This is a genomic window from Hydrococcus rivularis NIES-593 (genome assembly GCF_001904635.1).
Taxonomy (GTDB): domain Bacteria; phylum Cyanobacteriota; class Cyanobacteriia; order Cyanobacteriales; family Microcystaceae; genus Hydrococcus; species Hydrococcus rivularis.
On sequence record NZ_MRCB01000001.1, the window covers coordinates 220,691 to 239,683 of the forward strand.

General features: G+C 44.0%; 23 protein-coding genes and 1 tRNA gene. 15 read left to right on the forward strand and 9 right to left on the reverse strand.

Features of this window, described 5'->3' with window-relative positions; translation table 11 throughout:
* Positions 1-53 precede the first annotated feature (53 nt).
* Positions 54-515 (reverse strand): Hsp20/alpha crystallin family protein, encoded by a 462-nt coding sequence (locus NIES593_RS00965; protein ID WP_073597799.1) that lies wholly within the window; start codon positions 513-515, stop codon positions 54-56.
* A 225-nt stretch (positions 516-740) separates the two neighbouring features.
* Positions 741-1,832, reverse strand: coding sequence for a redox-regulated ATPase YchF (ychF, locus tag NIES593_RS00970; RefSeq protein WP_073597800.1), 1,092 nt, complete (start codon positions 1,830-1,832; stop codon positions 741-743).
* Positions 1,833-1,977: 145 nt separating this feature from the next.
* Between ychF and NIES593_RS00975 the strand changes: the two genes are divergently transcribed.
* From NIES593_RS00975 to NIES593_RS00985, 3 genes are all read left to right on the forward strand, one after another.
* Positions 1,978-2,793, forward strand: a complete 816-nt coding sequence (locus tag NIES593_RS00975) for a spherulation-specific family 4 protein (RefSeq protein WP_073597801.1) — start codon at positions 1,978-1,980, stop codon at positions 2,791-2,793.
* A gap of 67 nt (positions 2,794-2,860) precedes the next feature.
* On the forward strand, positions 2,861-3,097 hold the full coding sequence (locus tag NIES593_RS00980; RefSeq protein WP_073597802.1) for a hypothetical protein: 237 nt from the start codon (positions 2,861-2,863) through the stop codon (positions 3,095-3,097).
* Between the two features lie 97 nt (positions 3,098-3,194).
* Entirely contained in the window at positions 3,195-3,737 is a 543-nt protein-coding gene (locus tag NIES593_RS00985; RefSeq protein ID WP_015145937.1) for a ferric uptake regulation protein, read from the forward strand.
* 126 nt (positions 3,738-3,863) lie between these two features.
* On the opposite strand, the gene NIES593_RS00990 is transcribed toward NIES593_RS00985, so the two are convergent.
* Positions 3,864-4,304: a SufE family protein gene (locus NIES593_RS00990; RefSeq protein ID WP_073598035.1), complete on the reverse strand. Its 441-nt coding sequence runs from the start codon at positions 4,302-4,304 to the stop codon at positions 3,864-3,866.
* A gap of 153 nt (positions 4,305-4,457) precedes the next feature.
* A tRNA-His gene (locus tag NIES593_RS00995) sits at positions 4,458-4,530 on the reverse strand.
* A 100-nt stretch (positions 4,531-4,630) separates the two neighbouring features.
* Between NIES593_RS00995 and NIES593_RS01000 the strand changes: the two genes are divergently transcribed.
* From NIES593_RS01000 to NIES593_RS01010, 3 genes are all read left to right on the forward strand, one after another.
* Positions 4,631-5,011, forward strand: a complete 381-nt coding sequence (locus NIES593_RS01000) for a DUF4359 domain-containing protein (RefSeq protein WP_073598036.1) — start codon at positions 4,631-4,633, stop codon at positions 5,009-5,011.
* A 72-nt stretch (positions 5,012-5,083) separates the two neighbouring features.
* Positions 5,084-5,482, forward strand: a complete 399-nt coding sequence (locus NIES593_RS01005) for a cupin domain-containing protein (protein WP_073597803.1) — start codon at positions 5,084-5,086, stop codon at positions 5,480-5,482.
* Between the two features lie 212 nt (positions 5,483-5,694).
* On the forward strand, positions 5,695-5,892 hold the full coding sequence (locus NIES593_RS01010) for a hypothetical protein (protein WP_073598037.1): 198 nt from the start codon (positions 5,695-5,697) through the stop codon (positions 5,890-5,892).
* On the opposite strand, the gene NIES593_RS25040 is transcribed toward NIES593_RS01010, so the two are convergent.
* Positions 5,889-6,020 (reverse strand): hypothetical protein, encoded by a 132-nt coding sequence (locus NIES593_RS25040; RefSeq protein ID WP_281250687.1) that lies wholly within the window; start codon positions 6,018-6,020, stop codon positions 5,889-5,891. The genes NIES593_RS01010 and NIES593_RS25040 overlap by 4 nt on opposite strands.
* On the opposite strand from NIES593_RS25040, the gene NIES593_RS01015 reads away from it, so the two are divergent.
* The 4 genes from NIES593_RS01015 to NIES593_RS01030 all read left to right on the forward strand — a co-directional run bounded on the left by NIES593_RS01015 (position 6,004) and on the right by NIES593_RS01030 (position 10,326).
* Complete coding sequence (locus NIES593_RS01015) at positions 6,004-7,191, forward strand: TRC40/GET3/ArsA family transport-energizing ATPase (protein ID WP_073597804.1); 1,188 nt, start codon at positions 6,004-6,006, stop codon at positions 7,189-7,191. The two genes, NIES593_RS25040 and NIES593_RS01015, sit on opposite strands and share 17 nt — an antisense overlap.
* A gap of 378 nt (positions 7,192-7,569) precedes the next feature.
* Entirely contained in the window at positions 7,570-7,944 is a 375-nt protein-coding gene (locus NIES593_RS01020; protein WP_015145943.1) for a hypothetical protein, read from the forward strand.
* 141 nt (positions 7,945-8,085) lie between these two features.
* Positions 8,086-9,198 (forward strand): non-hydrolyzing UDP-N-acetylglucosamine 2-epimerase, encoded by a 1,113-nt coding sequence (gene wecB / locus NIES593_RS01025; protein ID WP_073597805.1) that lies wholly within the window; start codon positions 8,086-8,088, stop codon positions 9,196-9,198.
* 45 nt (positions 9,199-9,243) lie between these two features.
* Complete coding sequence (locus NIES593_RS01030; RefSeq protein ID WP_073597806.1) at positions 9,244-10,326, forward strand: ABC transporter ATP-binding protein; 1,083 nt, start codon at positions 9,244-9,246, stop codon at positions 10,324-10,326.
* A gap of 34 nt (positions 10,327-10,360) precedes the next feature.
* Here NIES593_RS01030 and NIES593_RS01035 read toward each other — a convergent pair whose 3' ends face one another.
* From NIES593_RS01035 to sufR, 3 genes are read right to left on the reverse strand one after another with little or no spacing between them, the layout of a single operon-like run.
* The gene (locus NIES593_RS01035; protein ID WP_073597807.1) at positions 10,361-10,555 is read right to left on the reverse strand and encodes a heavy-metal-associated domain-containing protein; all 195 of its coding nucleotides are present in this window, start codon (positions 10,553-10,555) and stop codon (positions 10,361-10,363) included.
* 33 nt (positions 10,556-10,588) lie between these two features.
* The gene (locus tag NIES593_RS01040) at positions 10,589-10,831 is read right to left on the reverse strand and encodes a hypothetical protein (RefSeq protein WP_073598038.1); all 243 of its coding nucleotides are present in this window, start codon (positions 10,829-10,831) and stop codon (positions 10,589-10,591) included.
* A gap of 17 nt (positions 10,832-10,848) precedes the next feature.
* Positions 10,849-11,517 (reverse strand): iron-sulfur cluster biosynthesis transcriptional regulator SufR, encoded by a 669-nt coding sequence (sufR, locus tag NIES593_RS01045; RefSeq protein WP_073597808.1) that lies wholly within the window; start codon positions 11,515-11,517, stop codon positions 10,849-10,851.
* Positions 11,518-11,773: 256 nt separating this feature from the next.
* On the opposite strand from sufR, the gene sufB reads away from it, so the two are divergent.
* From sufB to NIES593_RS01065, 4 genes are all read left to right on the forward strand, one after another.
* Positions 11,774-13,216 (forward strand): Fe-S cluster assembly protein SufB, encoded by a 1,443-nt coding sequence (gene sufB / locus NIES593_RS01050; protein WP_073597809.1) that lies wholly within the window; start codon positions 11,774-11,776, stop codon positions 13,214-13,216.
* Between the two features lie 95 nt (positions 13,217-13,311).
* Entirely contained in the window at positions 13,312-14,100 is a 789-nt protein-coding gene (gene sufC, locus NIES593_RS01055; RefSeq protein ID WP_073597810.1) for a Fe-S cluster assembly ATPase SufC, read from the forward strand.
* 27 nt (positions 14,101-14,127) lie between these two features.
* A complete protein-coding gene (gene sufD, locus NIES593_RS01060) occupies positions 14,128-15,477 on the forward strand; it encodes a Fe-S cluster assembly protein SufD (RefSeq protein WP_073597811.1) in 1,350 nt (449 codons plus the stop codon).
* 76 nt (positions 15,478-15,553) lie between these two features.
* Positions 15,554-16,816: a SufS family cysteine desulfurase gene (locus NIES593_RS01065; RefSeq protein ID WP_073597812.1), complete on the forward strand. Its 1,263-nt coding sequence runs from the start codon at positions 15,554-15,556 to the stop codon at positions 16,814-16,816.
* Between the two features lie 392 nt (positions 16,817-17,208).
* On the opposite strand, the gene NIES593_RS01070 is transcribed toward NIES593_RS01065, so the two are convergent.
* On the reverse strand, positions 17,209-17,970 hold the full coding sequence (locus tag NIES593_RS01070; RefSeq protein WP_073597813.1) for a DUF1997 domain-containing protein: 762 nt from the start codon (positions 17,968-17,970) through the stop codon (positions 17,209-17,211).
* Positions 17,971-18,121: 151 nt separating this feature from the next.
* Here NIES593_RS01070 and NIES593_RS01075 point away from each other — a divergent pair, with 151 nt between their 5' ends.
* On the forward strand, positions 18,122-18,781 hold the full coding sequence (locus NIES593_RS01075) for an SDR family oxidoreductase (RefSeq protein WP_073597814.1): 660 nt from the start codon (positions 18,122-18,124) through the stop codon (positions 18,779-18,781).
* The last annotated feature ends 212 nt before the right edge of the window (positions 18,782-18,993 follow it).

The window sequence follows — 18,993 nt, forward strand, 5'->3', positions numbered from 1 at the left end:
TTTATGTTGCCAATCCTGTTGGGTGCAATGAGTGGCTAACTCAACTAAATCTATTAACCGACATTAACCTTGACGACTTTGTGTTTTTCTTCTTCGGTTTTCGGCAAGGTAAGGTTTAAAATCCCGTTTTTGTATTCGGCTTGAACTTTGTCGGTTTGGATGTGGGCAGGTAACGGAATCGTTCGCTCGAACTTGCCATAGTAGAATTCAGAGCGAGTAACTCCTTTTCCTTCAGTCTTGGTTTCAGACTTGCGCTCGCCGCTAATCGAAACCGAGTCGGCGGTCACTTCAACGTTGAGATCTTTGGCTTCTAAACCGGGGACTTCTAGTTTGAGGTGAATCTCGCTGTCCGTTTCTTCCATTTCAGCAGCAGGAACGCCAAAGGAAAGCGCTCTTTCTCCATCGGGCATCAATCTTTCAAACAAGCGATTCATGCGCTGTTGTAAGCTTTCCATTTCCCGCCAGGGTTCCCAACGTTCGATTTCCCGGAAAGGTTCCCAACGAATAAGTGCCATAACTACACCTCCAAGATTAGAGCTTTTGTCTTAGGAGACTCGATCTCAAACTTCCTGGCTTCTAGGAAATTGGTAAAGTTTTTAAATTTCAGGAAGCTCGCTTTCAAGCCCCCAATTCAAAACTAGCAAGAGAATCTAGGTATCGTAGGTTCGGTTTTGTGACCGTCAGCGATCGCAATTTCCGTACCAAAATTCTTCCAATCGAATTCCCCAATCCAATGGGGATTAAGCCCCCGTTCGGAATAACATCACATCCCCTTCCTGTACGACATAATCTTTACCTTCGCTGCGAACTAAGCCTTTTTCTCTTGCTGCCGCCATGCTGCCTGCTGCGACTAAATCCTCGTAGGAAATCGTTTCTGCGCGAATAAACTTTTTCTCAAAATCGGAGTGAATAACCCCTGCCGCTTGCGGTGCTTTCATACCAGCACGAATCGTCCAAGCGCGAGATTCTTGTGGGCCCGTGGTTAAATAAGTGCGCAATCCTAATAGTTCGTAAGTCGCCTTGATTAAGGATTTTAGCCCTCCTTCTTCCACGCCAAGAGCAGCCAGATAATCCGCTCGCTCCTCTTCGGATAGATCGACTAATTCTGCTTCGACTTGAGCAGAGACGACGACAACTTTCGAGCCTTCTGCGGCGGCAACTTGTTTGACTTTCTCTACCCACTCATTTCCCTGTGCCAAATCTTCTTCGGATACGTTAGCCGCATAGATGATGGGTTTACCCGTCAGCAGTCCCAATGATTTAATGGCTTCTGCCTCTTCTTCGCTTAAGTCAACCTGACGGGCGGATTTACCTTCATTCAAAGCAGCGCTTAATTTTTCCAAGGCTCCTAGTTCGATTTGCGCCTCTTTGCTATTCTTGGCTTGCTTGCGAGTGCGATCGATGCGGCGTTCTACCTGCGCCAAATCTGCCAAAGCTAGCTCTAAATTAATTACCTCGATATCCCGCACGGGATCGACAGAACCAGAAACGTGAATGATATCGTCGTTTTCAAAACAGCGTACTACATGAACGATCGCGTCTACTTCTCGAATGTTGGCAAGAAATTGATTGCCCAGCCCTTCGCCTTTGCTTGCGCCTTTAACTAAGCCCGCAATATCGACAAATTCGATCCGCGTTGGCACAATTTTTTCGGAATGGGAGAGTTTTGCCAACACTTGCAAACGTTCGTCGGGGACTGATACAACCCCAACATTGGGTTCGATGGTACAAAAGGGAAAGTTGGCAGCCTCAGCTTTGGCATTGGCAACCAAGGCATTGAATAAGGTGGATTTACCAACGTTGGGAAGTCCAACAATTCCGGCTGTAAGCATAGTCAGTTAAATAATCAGTCAATCGCTAAGTTTTAATCTTTGTTAAGAGTAACGCGAATGTCGCCTCGATTGGCGAGGATCGAGTCGCTATATGATTATTTTGATACCAGTCAGAAAACTAACCGCGATCGAAGACTAACCTTGCATGTACCGCCTTGCCAAATTTATTGCTACTGCTCTATTAACCGCATCTCTCATTGCTTGTGTTATGAAATTCCCCGTCGAGGCTACCCAGCTTCAAATTCTCATCCCACTCTACTCCTATCCAACCTGGTACGATCCCGATACCTATTCATGGACTAGAGTAGCAAAAGCTGCCAGTCAAGTGCCCATTACCGCAGTTATCAATCCTAATAATGGCCCTGATTCCGGTGCGCCAAATAAAGATTACGCCAGAGGTCTCGACGATTTGCGAAAAGCAGGCGTTACTCTGTTGGGTTATGTTTTTACCAGTTATGGCAAGCGCAATCTGGCTGAGGTAGAGTCCGAGATCGACCTCTATGATAAGTACTACGATATCAACGGGATTTTCTTCGACGAAGCGGCTAGCGGTGCTGATAAGCTGGATTACTATCAAGAACTCTACAACTACATCAAAGCCAAACCCAATTTAAGTAAAGTAGTCCTCAACCAAGGAACTCAGACTGATGAAGGCTATTTGACTCGTCCGGCAGCAGACACTATTGTAATCTTTGAGAATTACTCAAAAGCTTGGGAGAAGTATCAACCTCAACCCTACCTTAAGCGCCACGGTGCGAAGCATTTTTCCTGTTTGATTCACACCGTTCCCGATGCGGCAACGATGAAAAAGTACATCGATATCGCAGTAGCCCGTAATATCCAATATCTCTACATTACCGACGATAGCCCCGACGATCGCGATCGCGATCCTTGGAATCGTTTGCCTTCCTATTGGCAGGAAGAGGTAAACTACATTCAATCTATCAATCAAAAGGTTTAGCGCTCGAGCGCCGCTCGGGACTTTACAGTAGAAGACTGTCCGCTGTTACTAGGCAGGGTTACTGGCTATGACATTTGAACTCGACCATCTCTCGATCTATACTGCCATTGGCGCGCCTGAAGCCGCTCGCTTGCTATCATTTGGGTTAACTGAAGGTACGCCAAACATTCACAACATTATCTTAATGGAGCATCTGAGAACCAAGTTGCCTCAACTCCTGGCTGAACGGACTCCTAAATGCCTTATCTGTCGCAAACATTTTTTGAATTGGTATAATCTAGAATTGACTTCGCCATCAAAATGATTTTGCCATTGATTTTCAATTACTGGCTTTTGTTGCAAATCAACAGCAAGAGCGTCTATCATTGTCAATTAGATAGAGTTTCTTGAAAGGAGTTAGTATGCCTCCTTACACTGCCACATCGCTGAAAGCCGAACTAAATGCTAGAGGTTGGCGCTTGACACCGCAGAGAGAAAAGATCCTGCACGTTTTTCAGAATTTGCCACGGGGGAATCATCTGAGTGCGGAAGAACTTTATTCTCTCTTAGAGCAAAGAGAAGAGGGGATTAGTTTATCGACTATTTACCGCAGTGTCAAGTTAATGTCCCGGATGGGGATTCTTCGAGAATTAGAACTAGCAGAAGGACACAAACATTACGAACTCAATCAACCCTATCCCCATCATCACCATCATCTCGTTTGTATTCAGTGTAATAAAACAATTGAGTTTAAAAACGATTCGATCTTAAAACAGAGTCTTAAACAGTGTGAAAAAGAGGGATTTCAATTAATTGATTGCCAGCTTACCGTAATGACAATTTGTCCGGAAGCATTGCGTATGGGATGGCCCTCTACCTTACCAAGCAATTGGTCTTGTACTCGTGCTATTTCTGAAGGCAAAACCTTGAAATCCCTCGTAGCAGAAGATGAAGATAAAGAATAGATAAAGAATAAGGATAAAAGATTGCTTTTTAAACCTTATTGGATTCGATCGCGAACGGAAAAGCTCAAATTTAGGCTTGAGGGCAGATAAGCAATCTGCCCTTACAAAATTGAACAGTTATGCAGTTTAAGCCGACATTCCCAATTCCAATCCCAAGGCTTTCTTCTGCATGGTTTTAAAAATATTGTAAAAACCATTGGCGCGGGAAGGAGTTAAACTGACTTTCAGCCCCGTTTCTTCGATAAAATCCGGGGTGACTTGTAAGATTGCTTGGGGAGGCAAACCATTGAGTCCCTCAATTAATAATGCCACCAATCCCTTGACCAACTGTGCGTCAGAATCGCCTCGATACCAAACCTTTCCCTCTTTCAAGTCAGCAGCGATATACACTTGAGAAGTACAACCATGAACCTTATTTTCTGGCGTTTTCTCTTCTTCCGGCATCGGCTGTAGTTTTTTGGCATACCAAAGCAGTTGCTCGTAGCGTTTTTTGGGATCCGTGCGGCTCTTAAAACGCTGTACGATGCGATCGAGGTTAGGAGGTAAGGAAGTTTCGGGAGATGACATAATCGCTTCGCGTTGGGATGGGAAATCGTCTTTTTTTTGCCAGCTTGCACCCATTCAATTTTAACATTCCGCTAACTCGAAACCAGAAGAACAATCATTCTTCTTTTCCTGATTGATTAAGATCGAAGTTTTGGTTAAGGGATTTAGATTCAGGGCGAACGATGGGATTCGAACCCACGAATGGTGGAACCACAATCCACTGCCTTGACCGCTTGGCTACGCTCGCCATTCATTAAATGATTATAGCATATTATAGGTTCGATTTTAAGAGAACGGAAACTGAGTTAATCTGGAAGTCAGCGATCGTAACAATAGCGAGCATGACGATGAAAATTGGGCAGCGCTTAATTTGGGTTGGGGGAGTTGCGATAGTTGGCATGGGCGGATTGCTGGTCGTTACCAATCCGAGCAATCAAACCTATGAACAGTACGCAACGGAAAGACTAACGCTTTACCTAAAAGAAGAGGGTTGTACGCAAGTATCAGAGAAATTAGACGGGATCGTACAAAGTTTTTGCAAATCTTTGGTCGATACGGCACGACCTCAAATCAAACAACTGATCGCACAACAGACAAAACGGCAGAACTATCTGTTGTTTAGTATTTATCAAACCAAATTGTCGCTTCCCGCCCCCGCACCGGGTTACTACTTTGAGACTATTGGTGCTTTAGAAAATTTTTATACCTACCAAGTCGAGGAATTGTAGACTGATGGTGATGGCATTTAATTAGCGATCGCAATAATTGCTAGGTAAAGTCTCGAAGGGAAGGTAAAGTTGATGAGTAAAGACTCGAAAAATCCTAAGAACGGCGATACCGAAGAAGTCCTTCAATTATCCGAACATGAAGAAATTACTAGAACTCCTCCTTGGGGAACCGTTACCGTACTCGAAGAAGGATCTCGCTATCGCATCAATCGCATCGTCGTCAAACCGGGGCATCATATTAGCACCCAGATGCACTATCATCGCAGCGAACACTGGATAGTTGTCTCTGGGACGGCGAAAGTTATTTGTAATGGAGAGGAAAAGTTACTCAAGCAAAAGGAATCGACTTACGTTCCCATGAATACTCCTCACCGCGTTGAAAATCCAGGAGTAATTCCACTGGTAATGATCGAAGTCCAAAACGGAGAGTATTTGGGGGATGATGACATCATTCGCTTTTCAGAAATTTAGTTGGGAGCGAGTTTGCCAAAAAGCTCGTACGGAGAACTAGGAATTTTTATTTTCTGGTTCCTAACCCTATCCCTTTTCAATTCCACTATTTTCTACTTTAGGGGTAATACAATTTTCTTTCTAGAGAGAGTATTTCCCTTTTGGGTGGGACTGACATGACTGAAACTCCGCAATTACTCTTAGAAAACAACAGAGTTAGGAGATTTTTAGTTATGTTTTCAGCTAGCCAAGAATCAGTTGCTATCCGCAATTATATCCTCGCTCTGGCTTCCGCCGCCATGATGGGCATACTCGTTAGCGAACTTTACAACCAACCGGACAGAATCGCACAACAAGGAAGATTGGACAACTACTCTCGTTTTATCAGCGTTGGTCTAGTTTCCCAAGCTCAAAAAGCTATTTATCGCTAAAATACACCGATCGCTCCTGATTTTGAAGAGACATTGCGCGTCACGACGATCGAGTGCCGAAATGCTAAAGTATAAGTAATGTAAATTTTTCTCATATACAGCCGAGCATCGATGCGTGTAATTCTCATGACTGGTAAGGGAGGGGTAGGCAAAACTTCTGTTGCTGCTGCTACCGGACTCCGTTGCGCTGAATTAGGATATAAAACTCTCGTACTGAGTACCGACCCTGCCCATTCCCTTGCCGACAGTTTTGACCTAGAATTGGGACACGAGCCGCGACAAGTGCGTCCCAATCTCTGGGGAGCCGAACTGGACGCGCTGATGGAACTCGAAGGCAATTGGGGATCGGTTAAGCGCTACATTACTCAAGTTTTGCAAGCGCGGGGACTCGAAGGCGTTCAAGCTGAAGAATTGGCAATTTTACCGGGGATGGATGAAATCTTCGGTTTGGTGCGCATGAAACGCCACTATGACGAAGGCGCCTATGATGTTTTGATTATCGATTCCGCGCCTACGGGAACGGCTTTGCGACTCTTGAGTCTTCCCGAAGTTGGCGGTTGGTACATGAGAAAGTTTTACAAACCGTTACAAGGAATGTCGGCTGCGCTACGGCCCATAGTAGAACCCATCTTTAGACCGATCGCAGGTTTTTCTTTACCCGACAAGGAGGTCATGGACGCTCCTTACGAATTCTACGAGAAGATCGAAGCCTTAGAAAAGGTTTTAACCGATAATACTCAAACTTCGGTGCGCTTAGTAACCAACCCCGAAAAGATGGTTATTAAGGAATCCTTGCGAGCGCATTCTTATTTGAGTTTGTATAATGTCTCTACCGATCTCGTCATTGCCAATCGGATTATTCCTGAGACTGTCACCGATCCTTTTTTCCAACACTGGAAAGACAATCAGAAGCTATACAAACAGGAAATTTACGAGAATTTTCATCCCCTACCCGTTAAAGAAGTTCCGCTTTTTTCCGAAGAGATGTGCGGTTTAGCTGCGCTAGAACGTCTCAAAGAAACTCTCTACCCAGAGGAAGACCCAGCTCAAGTCTATTACAAAGAAAACACGATTCGAGTTCTCCAACAAGATCGTAACTATAGCTTAGAACTCTATTTACCTGGCGTTCCTAAGGAACAAATCCAGTTAAATAAAACGGGCGACGAATTAAATATTAGAATCGGGAACCATCGACGCAACTTAGTTTTGCCGCAAGCCTTAGCTGCCCTCAAACCAGCAGGCGCCAAGATAGAAGAGGATTATCTCAAAATTCGCTTTACCGATGCGATTGAGGTATAGTTTTCGCGGATAAATGCTTAATATAAAAATGCGATCGCATCTGTTTAAACGACTACAGATCCTAAAATTTCAAAATATTAAGCAGTGAATTTTAATGTATTACTCAATTGAGGCGCTTGTTCTCGCTCAAAAATAGATTAAATTGGGGATCGACGAAGATCGTTTATTTCTTGTCTCTATCATAAGACAGATTTATTGCTTTGCTATCTACCCAAAATCACCCCCAATTGCAACAAGTCGATACAAACAACCTAACTTTCCCCAATTAATGTGAATTTATTTTAAAAGGCGATTCTCATCTTCTTAAGCTTACCTATACTTATCTTTAATATTTTCTTCCTTTATGGAAGATAAGTGGTTTGCTCTGGAGACAAAAAAATGGAATTAGCTCAAAAACAAAGTTGGGAAAAAAGCTATATATTTACCCTAGCCAAAAGCTTTTTAATCTGGAGTTTCACGCTGACGGTTTGCTTGCTCGTTGTCGGATTTCCTGTCGTTGTATTAATGGCTACCGTTGGTGCTTTTTTATCAATTATCTTGCAATCCCTCTTGCCTGTTAGCGCAGTTTTGCTAGTAGCGGGCGGCATAGTCGGCGCACACGCTCTAGGGATATTTATAGGAGCTGCAATTCTGACTGCTAATGGCATTCATCCAACCGAAGTCAGTTGGCTTACATGGCTGCACGGCGAAGCAAGCCCTTCGCATACTTCCGTATATGCATCCTGTCCGCTTACCTGCGGTCTGACTCAGTAAAAATTAACACAATTGACTCAGAAAATTAATAAAATCAAGCTAGTGCAGCCCGGTTGCGACCGGGTTTTTTCATCACAATTTTTCCAGTAATTTTAATAATTATCTGTAACATAGACAAGGAGAACTCGAATCCGCAATCGAATGAACCCATCAACCCTTTCAATTTGCATCGTGCTGGGCACCCGTCCCGAAGCCATTAAACTTGCCCCAGTCATCCAACAGTTTCAAAAATTACCGGAGTTTCGGACTCATGTAGTGTTGACGGGACAGCATCGAGAAATGGTTGACCAAGTTATGCAACTATTCGAGTTGCAAGCTGATGAAGACTTAAAAATCATGCAGCCCAAGCAAAGTCTGACAGAAATCACCTGTCGCAGTTTGCAAGGATTAGAGAAAGTATTTCAGCAAATCTCTCCCCAACTCGTTATCGTTCAAGGCGATACGACTACGGCTTTTGCAGCAGCTTTGGCTGCATTTTATCAAAAGATTCTCGTCGGTCATGTAGAGGCGGGGTTACGCACCGACAATATTTATAATCCCTATCCAGAAGAAATCAATCGCCGCCTCATTTCCCAACTGACGCAACTTCATTTTGCGCCTACCAAACGGGCTTTTGAGAATGTCCAGCGTTCCGGCGTGACAGGAGAAATTTATCACACGGGCAATACAGTTATCGATGCTTTACTAACGGTTGCCCACCGCAACCCTGAATGTCCCGTTCCTGGATTGGAATGGGGAAAATATCGCGTTCTATTAGCAACCGTGCATCGGCGAGAAAACTGGGGAGAACCACTAAAAGACATTATTGAAGGATTTCGCCTGATTTTAGATAAATTTCCCGATACAGCTTTGCTTTTACCCCTCCATCGCAATCCTACCGTTCGAGAACCCATTCAAAATGCTTTAGGAAACCATCCTAGAGTCTTTTTAACAGAACCTCTAGATTATGCCCAACTGGTAGGAGCAATTCAACGGTGCTACTTGCTGCTGACGGATTCTGGCGGCATACAGGAAGAAGCCCCTAGTTTGGGAAAACCCGTATTGGTATTGCGAGAAACTACCGAACGACCGGAAGCGGTTGAAGCGGGAACGGCTAAACTGATAGGAACTCGACCGTCCGATATTGCTGCGGCTGCTAGTCAGTTATTGAGCGATTTTGAGGCTTATCAGAAGATGGCGAATGCGATTAATCCCTTTGGCGATGGGAAAGCCTCTCAGAGAATTGTGAAAATTGTTAAAGATTATTTAATGTAACCACAAATAACTGTATGTGCGTACAGCCGTGCGCCCCTACCAATTATGGCTAAACTCGAATTACACAATTTACGCAAACAGTATGCAGATAATATTGTCCCCGTTAAAGATATCAGCCTTGAAGTCGAGGATGGAGAGTTTCTTACTCTGCTGGGACCATCTGGATGCGGCAAGTCAACCTTACTGCGGTTGATTGCGGGTTTAGAACAACCGACCCAGGGAAGAGTCGTTATTGGCGGGAAGACAGTTAATAAGATAGCACCAGGCGATCGCAATGTTGCGATGGTTTTTCAAAGTTACGCCCTCTACCCGCATATGAGTGTTGGGGAAAATATCTCTGCTGCCCTAAAACTTCGTAGGGTTCCTCGAACAGAAATTCAGGTTCGACTCGAATCGGTCGCCAAAAAGCTGGGATTGCAAGAATTGCTTTATCGCAAACCCAGCCAGCTATCTGGCGGACAGAGACAGCGGGTTGCCCTGGCCAGGGCATTGGTTCGCGAACCAGACGTGTTTTTACTAGACGAACCGTTAAGCAATTTAGATGCGCTTTTGCGCGAACAAGTTCGTTCAGAACTCAAGCAGATTTTCAAAGATCAGCAAAAACCCGTCGTCTACGTGACTCACGACCAAACCGAAGCTATGACCTTATCCAATCAGGTGGCTGTTCTCTATGACGGTTTGCTGCAACAGCTAGACACCCCTTATCAAATTTACGCCCATCCAGCCAATCAGTTTGTCGCGGGTTTTGTGGGCAGTCCGCAGATGAATTTACTGGAACTTTCTTGTGAGGGAAATACAGCCATCCTGGGCGATTTTAGAATTGTCTTACCAGCCTTCCCGACCATGCCTTCGCAAATTGTAATGGGCATTCGTCCCGAAGACATTAGTCTCAACCCAGTCGAAGATTCCCAAACTATAGAAGGTCGAGTTTATTTAGTCGAAGCGTTAGGTAAAGAAAAGTTAATTAGCGTGCGCGTGAGGGGGTCAGATTTGACGGTACGTACTTTACTTCCTATCGACCAAAACTGGGAGGGAGAGACGGTTAAAGTTATGTTGCCAAACCAATTGATTCACTGGTTTGCTTTTAATAGTAATCTGCCCCTTCACCAACGCGATCGCTTGAACTGACACCTAGAATAGTTCCTAGTTTAGCGTTCAAACCTTATTCGACGGTATGTCCGACTGCTTGAATGATTTGCCTAACCGATTCTTCAGATGCCTCGGTTTCAACGGAGACAAGTTTGTTTTCAACGTCAACTTTCACTTTTGCATCTGATTCGTGCGTTTTAATGGCTTCAGTAATGGTTTTTGCACAAGCTTCGCAGGCGATACTTGGCACTTTCAGTTCAATAGTCATCGTTAATTAATTAAATGTTGTACGAGGAACTACCTACCATTTTAAAACAGCCGCCTCAACTCCTCGATCGCGTCGAATTTTTCCATCTTTTTCAAACCACTCAATTATCTGTTTGTGAGTCAGTTCTTCTATGGGAATGCCTCTATCTTCGGCAATAATTTTCAATAGTCTTAAGGAAGAAATTGTCAATCGGGTCAAAAATTTTTCCGGCGAAGATAATAAAGCCGCATCAACATCGGCTGACTCTTCGGGGGTTAAAAATTGAGGATTTGTCATTTGTCTTTGGTCATTGGTCATTCGATTTTAAATTTTGCTTGAATTAAGTAGCCGCAATTATGTTCGCCATTGTTAATCCAGTGGGTGCGTTCTACCGTACAATCGGGCAAGACAGCCGAGAACATTTCTAATTCGTGTCCGCAAACGCTGGGAAAAGATTCGGCAACTTCAGAGATAGCGCAATGGTGTTCTGCTAGAATGTACTTCTCTGGAATCCCCTTTTTAGAATTATCGTTCTCTACCAAAAGCAATTCTGCCATGTAGCCCTCTTCCTGACGGAGTTGGACTAATTTAGTTACCCGTTCTCTGAGAGTTCCATTGCCCACTCTTTGTCGGTATTCCTCGGCTTTGCGTTCCCACTGCTTGCGCAGAACTTCGCCGACTTGTTTTTCTCCAACCGTTTCTACCAGGGTGTCCAAAAAAGATACGGCAAATTCGCTGTATCCTTGAGGAAAGCGATCTCGTCCTTTTTTGCTCAAACGGTAGATGTATTGAGGACGTCCCATGCCAACTTGAATGGCATGATGTTCGATTAGTTCCTCGGTTTCTAAATCCTTGAGATGGCGGCGAATGGCTTGGGGACTTATATCTAAGTTGTCAGCTAAAGCCTGGGCAGTAGCTTGACCGTTTCTGAGTAAATATTGAAGAATATCTTGTTTGGTGGAAGGGGGCTGAGTAATCGTCATCTTCCTAGGGTGGGAAATGCCGCGCGATCGTCAATAGTGTTCGCTGGTCACTCTTGAGCCGATCCTGAAAAAATTGATTCGACTTTGACAACAACACTATTGTTAATCTATTCTAGAATAAAATTAAACAACAAAAATGTTGTTTAAGTCTTAGAACCTCGTACAACCCCGTTGCTTTGCTGATAGCCGTCACCACTTGCCTGCCATCCTAACAGCGATCGCCTGTTTGTACAAAGAGAGAGAACACTAAAGTCAAATGAGTGCCACAACAGTCAAAAACCTAGTCAACCAGCCATACAAGTACGGTTTCGTTACCAACATTGAGTCAGATACCATTCCTCGCGGACTCAATGAAGATATTATTCGCTTGATTTCTGCCAAAAAGAACGAACCGGAATTCATGCTGGAGTTTCGTCTCAAAGCCTATCGGCAATGGCAGAAGATGACGGAACCTACTTGGCCGCACGTGAGCTATCCGCCCATTGATTACCAGAATATCATTTATTACTCCGCACCCAAGCAGAACAAAGAAAAACTCAAAAGTCTCGAAGAAGTCGATCCCACGCTTTTAGAAACTTTTGAAAAGCTGGGCATTCCGCTATCGGAACAAAAACGACTCTCGAACGTCGCAGTAGATGCCATTTTCGATAGCGTTTCTATCGCCACCACCTTCAAAGAAAAACTCGCCGAACACGGGGTCATCTTCTGTTCGATTTCCGAAGCCCTACAAGAACATCCCAAACTGGTTGAGAAATATATCGGTAGTGTCGTTCCGGTTGGCGACAACTATTTTGCTGCCCTTAATTCTGCCGTTTTCAGCGATGGTTCCTTCGTCTACATTCCCAAAGGCGTACAATGCCCGATGGAACTTTCTACTTATTTCCGCATCAACAACGGAGAAACAGGACAGTTTGAACGCACGCTAATTATCGCCGATGAAGGTTCTTCTGTAAGTTATTTAGAAGGCTGTACCGCGCCGATGTACGATAGCAACCAACTCCACGCAGCAGTGGTAGAATTGGTCGCTTTAGACAACGCAGAAATCAAATATTCCACCGTGCAAAATTGGTTCGCTGGAGACGAAAATGGTAAAGGTGGAATTTACAACTTCGTCACTAAGCGTGGCTTGTGTAAGGGAGTTAATTCTAAGATTTCTTGGACGCAAGTCGAAACGGGTTCTGCAATCACTTGGAAGTATCCGAGTTGCGTGTTAATTGGAGATAATTCCGTTGGGGAATTTTACTCCATCGCCCTCACCAACAACAAGCAACAAGCCGATACGGGAACTAAGATGATCCATATTGGCAAAAACACTCGCAGCACGATTATTTCTAAGGGAATTTCTGCTGGGAATTCCAAGAATAGTTACCGAGGTTTGGTAAAAATGGGACCCAAAGCAACGGGTGCGAGGAATTATTCCCAATGCGATTCTATGCTGATTGGAGACAACGCCGAAGCTAATACTTTTCCCTATATTCAGGTCGATAATAACTCTGCCAAGGTAGAACACGAAGCCTCGACTTCTAAGATTGGAGAAGATCAGCTTTTCTACTTTGCCCAACGGGGAATTTCTGAAGAAGACGCAGTGTCAATGTTGGTAAGCGGCTTCTGTAAAGATGTCTTGAATAAATTGCCGATGGAATTCGCCGCAGAAGCTGATAAACTATTAAGTCTAAAGTTGGAAGGAACTGTAGGCTAAAAGGATTGTTTCGGGTTAGTGGTTAGAATTCGTAAGCTAGTTTTTTCTACTAACCATTAACCACTAACTACTCACTAATAACTCACAATAAACTGATGATTAGAGAAAATAGCGAAGTCATTTTATCGGTTCGGAATTTAACGGCTAATGTAGACGATACACCGATTTTGAAGGGAGTCAATCTAGAAATTAAAGCGGGAGAAATTCACGCGATTATGGGGCGTAATGGTTCGGGAAAAAGTACCTTGGCTAAAGTTTTAGCAGGTCATCCCAGTTATGAAGTGACGGGAGGAGAGGTCATTTATAAAGGGGAAAATTTACTGGAAAAAGAACCAGACGAACGTGCGTTAGAAGGAATATTTTTAGGTTTCCAATACCCGTTAGAAATTCCTGGCGTTAGCAATCTAGATTTTCTCCGCGTAGCTTATAATGCCCGACGCAAGCATCTCGGTTTAGAAGAAATCGATACGTTCGATTTTGAAGATTTAGTGCAAGAAAAACTGGGAATCGTGCAGATGGATTCTAGTTTTCTAGAGAGAAGTTTGAATGAAGGCTTCTCTGGTGGAGAAAAGAAGCGCAATGAAATTTTACAAATGGCGTTATTAGAACCCACATTAGGGATTTTAGACGAGATCGATTCGGGTTTGGATATCGACGCGCTGAGAATTGTTGCCAACGGCGTTAATCAATTGGCAACCCCCGATAATGCTTTCCTGGTCATTACTCACTATCAACGCCTGCTAAACTACATTACGCCGGATTACGTTCACGTTATGTATGACGGTCGCATCGTTACCAGTGGCACTAAAGAATTGGCACTTGAATTAGAATCTCGCGGCTACGAATTTGTAGAAGAAAAAATTCTTTCAGAAGTTGGTACTTAAGTTAAGTCAAAAGTCAGAAATCAAAAAATGAGTACGACAGCGATATTAAAAACTGAAGAAACGGGGTTGACAAGTGATGCTTACCTCAGAGATTTACTGAAAAAATGCGAAGCGAAAAAAATGGTTGAAAATATCGCGATCGCAGATAAGATAGAAGAATTGCGCCGACAAGCCGTTTCTCAAGTATTAGAATCGCGAATACCTAGCAAAAGAGATGAAGAATGGCGCTTCACCGATTTATCGGATTGGCTACAAATTAGCTTTCAAGTAGCAGAAAAAGCAACGATTGCTGCTGGTGATATAGAAGGATTGACTTTACCAGAAGCCAAGCAAAGTCGAATCGTCTTCGTCAACGGCTTTTATTGTCCCGAATTGTCTGATGTGTCGGGATTGCCAGAAGGCGTTTACGTTGGCAACTTAGTCGATTTGCCAGATGCACAAAATAACAAAATTGTCAAGTATTTAGCCCGACAAGAAGACGCAACTGAAATCTTTACTGCGCTTAATACATCTGGATTAATAGATGTAGCAGTGATTTGGGCGAATCCCAACGTCATCGTCGAAACGCCAATTCAAGTTCTTTTTCTTTCTGTCTCTGGTTCGTCCCCTAGCTTTTCTCAGCCGCGCTTGTTGGTAGTAGCTGAAACGGGATCTAGCCTAGAATTGGTAGAATTTTATGGGGCAGTGGGGAAGAATACACCTTACTTTACCAACGCGGTAACAGAGATTTGGGTGCAAGACAACGCCCAAGTCAGGCACAACCGCATTCAACAGGAGTCGGAGAAGGGATTCCACATTGCCAAGAGTGCGATCGCGCAAGCCCGCGACAGCCGCTACACTTGTAATGAGATTAACCTGGGTGGAAAACTGTATCGCAATAATTTAGATATATTTCAGACGGGAGAACAAACGACCACGCACCTAAACGGGTTAGTGGCGATTTCTGGCGAACAGGTGTCGGATACCCACAGCGCGATTTTTCTGACTAAACCCCACGGAACGACCGATCAACTGCATAAGTGTATTATTGATGGGAGCGCTCATGCCGTTTTCAATGGCAAAGTTTTTGTTCCGAAAGCGGCACAACTGACGAATGCAGCTCAGTTAAATCGCAATTTGCTGTTGTCTCCTAAAGCCAGAGTTAATACTAAGCCAGAGTTACAAATTACAGCAGATAATGTTAAATGTTCCCACGGTGCCACCGTGAGTCAGCTAGAAGCCGATGAAGTCTTCTATCTGCGCAGTCGTGGTTTGACAGAAGCGGATTCGCGTCGCTTGCTAGTCGATGCTTTTGCTGCGGAGATTTTGGAGCGCATTTCCATCGAATCTCTGCGTCAACAACTCACTCAACTCATCGCTCAAAAAGTAAAAAATTAAATCGTTATTGGTTGTTGTTTGTTACCTAGCTCAGACAACCAATAACCAATAACCAATAACCAATGACAAATGACAAATGACTCTAATTCAAGAAAAAATTCTCGCCGATCGAGTTCGTTCTGACTTCCCAATTTTGCATCAGGAAGTTAATGGAAAACCACTAATTTATCTTGATAGCGCCGCCACTTCTCAGAAACCTCTAGCGGTCCTCGATACCCTACGCAATTATTACGAGCGCGATAATGCTAACGTTCACAGAGGCGCTCATACTTTAAGCGTCAGAGCAACCGAAGCCTATGAAAGTGCAAGAGATAAAGTTGCTAAATTTGTCAATGCGGCTTCGCGTCAGGAAATTGTTTTTACTCGCAACGCGACAGAAGCGATTAATTTAGTCGCCTATAGTTGGGGACTCAATCATCTTAAAGAGGGAGATGAAATTCTTCTCTCGGTGATGGAGCATCATAGCAATCTCGTCCCTTGGCAAATTATCGCTCAAAAAACAGGCGCTGCTATCAAATATGTGGGACTGACAGATACAGAAGAATTAGATTTAGGGCAGTTTAATTCGTTACTTTCCGATCGAACAAAACTGGTTGCGATCGTTCATGTTTCTAATACGTTGGGTTGTATTAATCCAGTCGAAAAGATCGTTTCAATCGCTCATAAAAATGGCGCTAAAGTCTTAATTGATGCCTGCCAGAGCGTTCCCCACATGCCCGTTGACGTGCAAGCAATAGGGTGTGATTGGCTAGTAGCTAGCGGTCATAAAATGTGCGCTCCGACGGGAGTTGGTTTTCTCTATGGCAAGCAAGAATTATTGGAAGAAATGCCTCCCTTTTTAGGCGGAGGTGAGATGATTTCTGAAGTGTTTTTAGACCACTTTACCTGTGGAGAATTGCCTCATAAATTCGAAGCTGGAACGCCTGCCATTGGCGAAGCGATCGCGCTCGGTGCAGCCGTCGATTATTTAACCGCAATAGGAATGGATAAAATCCATGCCTACGAAGAGGAATTGACGACTTATCTGTTTGAGAAATTAGAGCAAATTCCTAACTTGAGAATCTACGGACCAAAACCTACAAAAGATGGAAAAACAAGGGCAGCGCTAGTATCTTTTAATGTAAGAGGAATTCATGCTAGTGACTTATCTACTTTGTTGGATCAAGAGGGAATCGCAATTCGTTCGGGACATCATTGTACTCAACCATTGCATCGACTATTTGAAGCATCGGGAAGTGCAAGAGTGAGTTTATCTTTTTACAATACTCGCGAGGAAATTGATGTTTTTATTAAGGTGTTGAAAGAAACGATTGATTTCTTTAATAGCGTGATGGAGTAAGTAATTTTTCGCCCACAGGCGCAGAGGTGCAGAGATTTTTTGAGGTGGGAAAGCGAATACCAATTCGCCGCTCCTCGGACTAACGTCCTGCGGGGCGGTTCACAATTGGCAATTAGGCAGCAGCTCTCTATGTAATACCAATTTTCAGGTTTTCGCGATCGACATCTTTTTCCCCTCTCCCAGTTTGGGAGAGGGGTTGGGGGTGAGGGCGATCGACTATCTCTGTCATTAATGAATGAAAAATGGTATAAGGCTTTTTCATGGAGGAGTATCTGTAGCGTTCTTTTTTAGAAATGGTATAAGCTGATGTACATGTGTTAAGCGCATCAGCAAATATGTGTGGGTGCGCAGCCGCGCGATCGCTTTTGTTTGGGCAAAGCTAAACAGCGCCCTTAAGCTGCCATATTCTCTTCTTCTTGAGAAATTGAAATTCTCTGCAAGTCACTGGCGTTTTTGGGCGGTAGGGGTAAATTAAAGCGAGCGTGGAAATCTTGCTGGACTTTTTGAGTTAGACGAGGAGAAACCTGACGCACGATTTGGGCAAGTAGGCGATCGCCCGTTTTTTGGATGAGAGATGAAGGTAACTTGTAGATGAACTTGGGAAACTGTACTGCCACATCCATGTGCAATTGCCATCTAACTTTAGTAATAACCGATGGCAGTTTGGATATGCTTTTCTTTCTAAAAGCCGCAGCAATTCCCGACTCTGATAAATCCACGGGGATTTCTACCAGTTCCATCGAAGCTTGATAATCAACTTCATAGCCGGGAGATTGGTAATCCGGCACTGGAATGCTATTCATCTTATAAATCGCGTCCTTTGGAGGCTGAAGGACGACGGCAATTTTGGGTTCTACCTCATAGCCAAAAGCCCCAAATTTACCAATTGTCAGGATATAGCCATTGTCTTCAATGGGTTCTACCTTCATCGGTCGAGCGCAACGACAGAACCATTCTTCATGGGCATCGAGATACTCAGCCACCAATCGAGCATCGCCGTACATTTCCATATGACCTTCAAAATGCGTTTGAAAGCGGACAGTCGCAGCTTTTGCTACTTCTAGAGTGGTTGATGATTCCTCTAAATTTAAGGTTTCATCATAAGGCTTTTGAGAGAAATCAATTGCTTGATGGTTAGTCGCTTTGCACTGCATAAAATCCCCTTTAACAACAATCTATGTTTACCTCAATTGATGAATGGCATTTTCCGGCTATTCGTTATAAGCTTTCCTTGACTCGTAAAAACCAAATATAAATCAGCGATCTTCGCTAGATTAAAACTAGACAAGAGTACAGGAAATTGACATGAAAGCATTTGTAGCAGGAGCAACCGGACAAACAGGACGGCGAATCGTACAAGCTTTAGTCGCTAAGAATATTCCCGTTCGAGCTTTGGTAAGAGATTTGGAGGCAGGAAAAGAAATTTTGCCAGCACAGGCAGAGCTAGTCCTTGGCGATGTCCTCAAGCCAGAAACTTTGGGAGAAGCCATTGCCGACAGTACAGTTCTTCTGTGTGCAACGGGAGCTAAACCCAGCTTAGATCCCACCGGCCCTTATCAAGTGGATTATCAAGGCGTAAAAAATTTGGTTGATGTTGCCAAAGCCAAAGGAATCGAACATTTTGTTTTGGTTTCCTCTTTGTGCACTTCCAAATTTTTTCATCCTCTTAACTTGTTTTGGTTAATTCTCTATTGGAAGAAACAGGGAGAAATGTATCTCCAGAACAGCGGCTTAACTTATACAATCGTTCGCCCCGGCGGTCTTAAAAATGAAGATAACGCAGATTCAATTGTGATGTCATCAGCAGATACCCTGTTTGATGGCAGTATCTCGCGGACTAAGGTAGCACAAGTTTGCGTAGAATCTCTGATGCAACCCACAGCACGCAATAAAATCGTAGAGATAGTCGCTCGACCCGATGCAGCGCCAATGGATTGGGAACAATTGTTTGCCACTGTCGCTTAAGGGATGCTAGATTAACGCGACGTACAACTTCTCTGAGGAAGCTGTTCGAGTCAAGATTCTGGAGAGCAAGAATTAACCCATTCGCCGATGCTCCTCCACTTCGTGGGAGTCCGCGTCGGTTCGCAATTATCAGTTCGCAATTAATAAAAGAAGAACCAGGCTCGCGGAACTAAAAACCGGAATTAATGTCATGCTAATCGGACGCTGCCTCA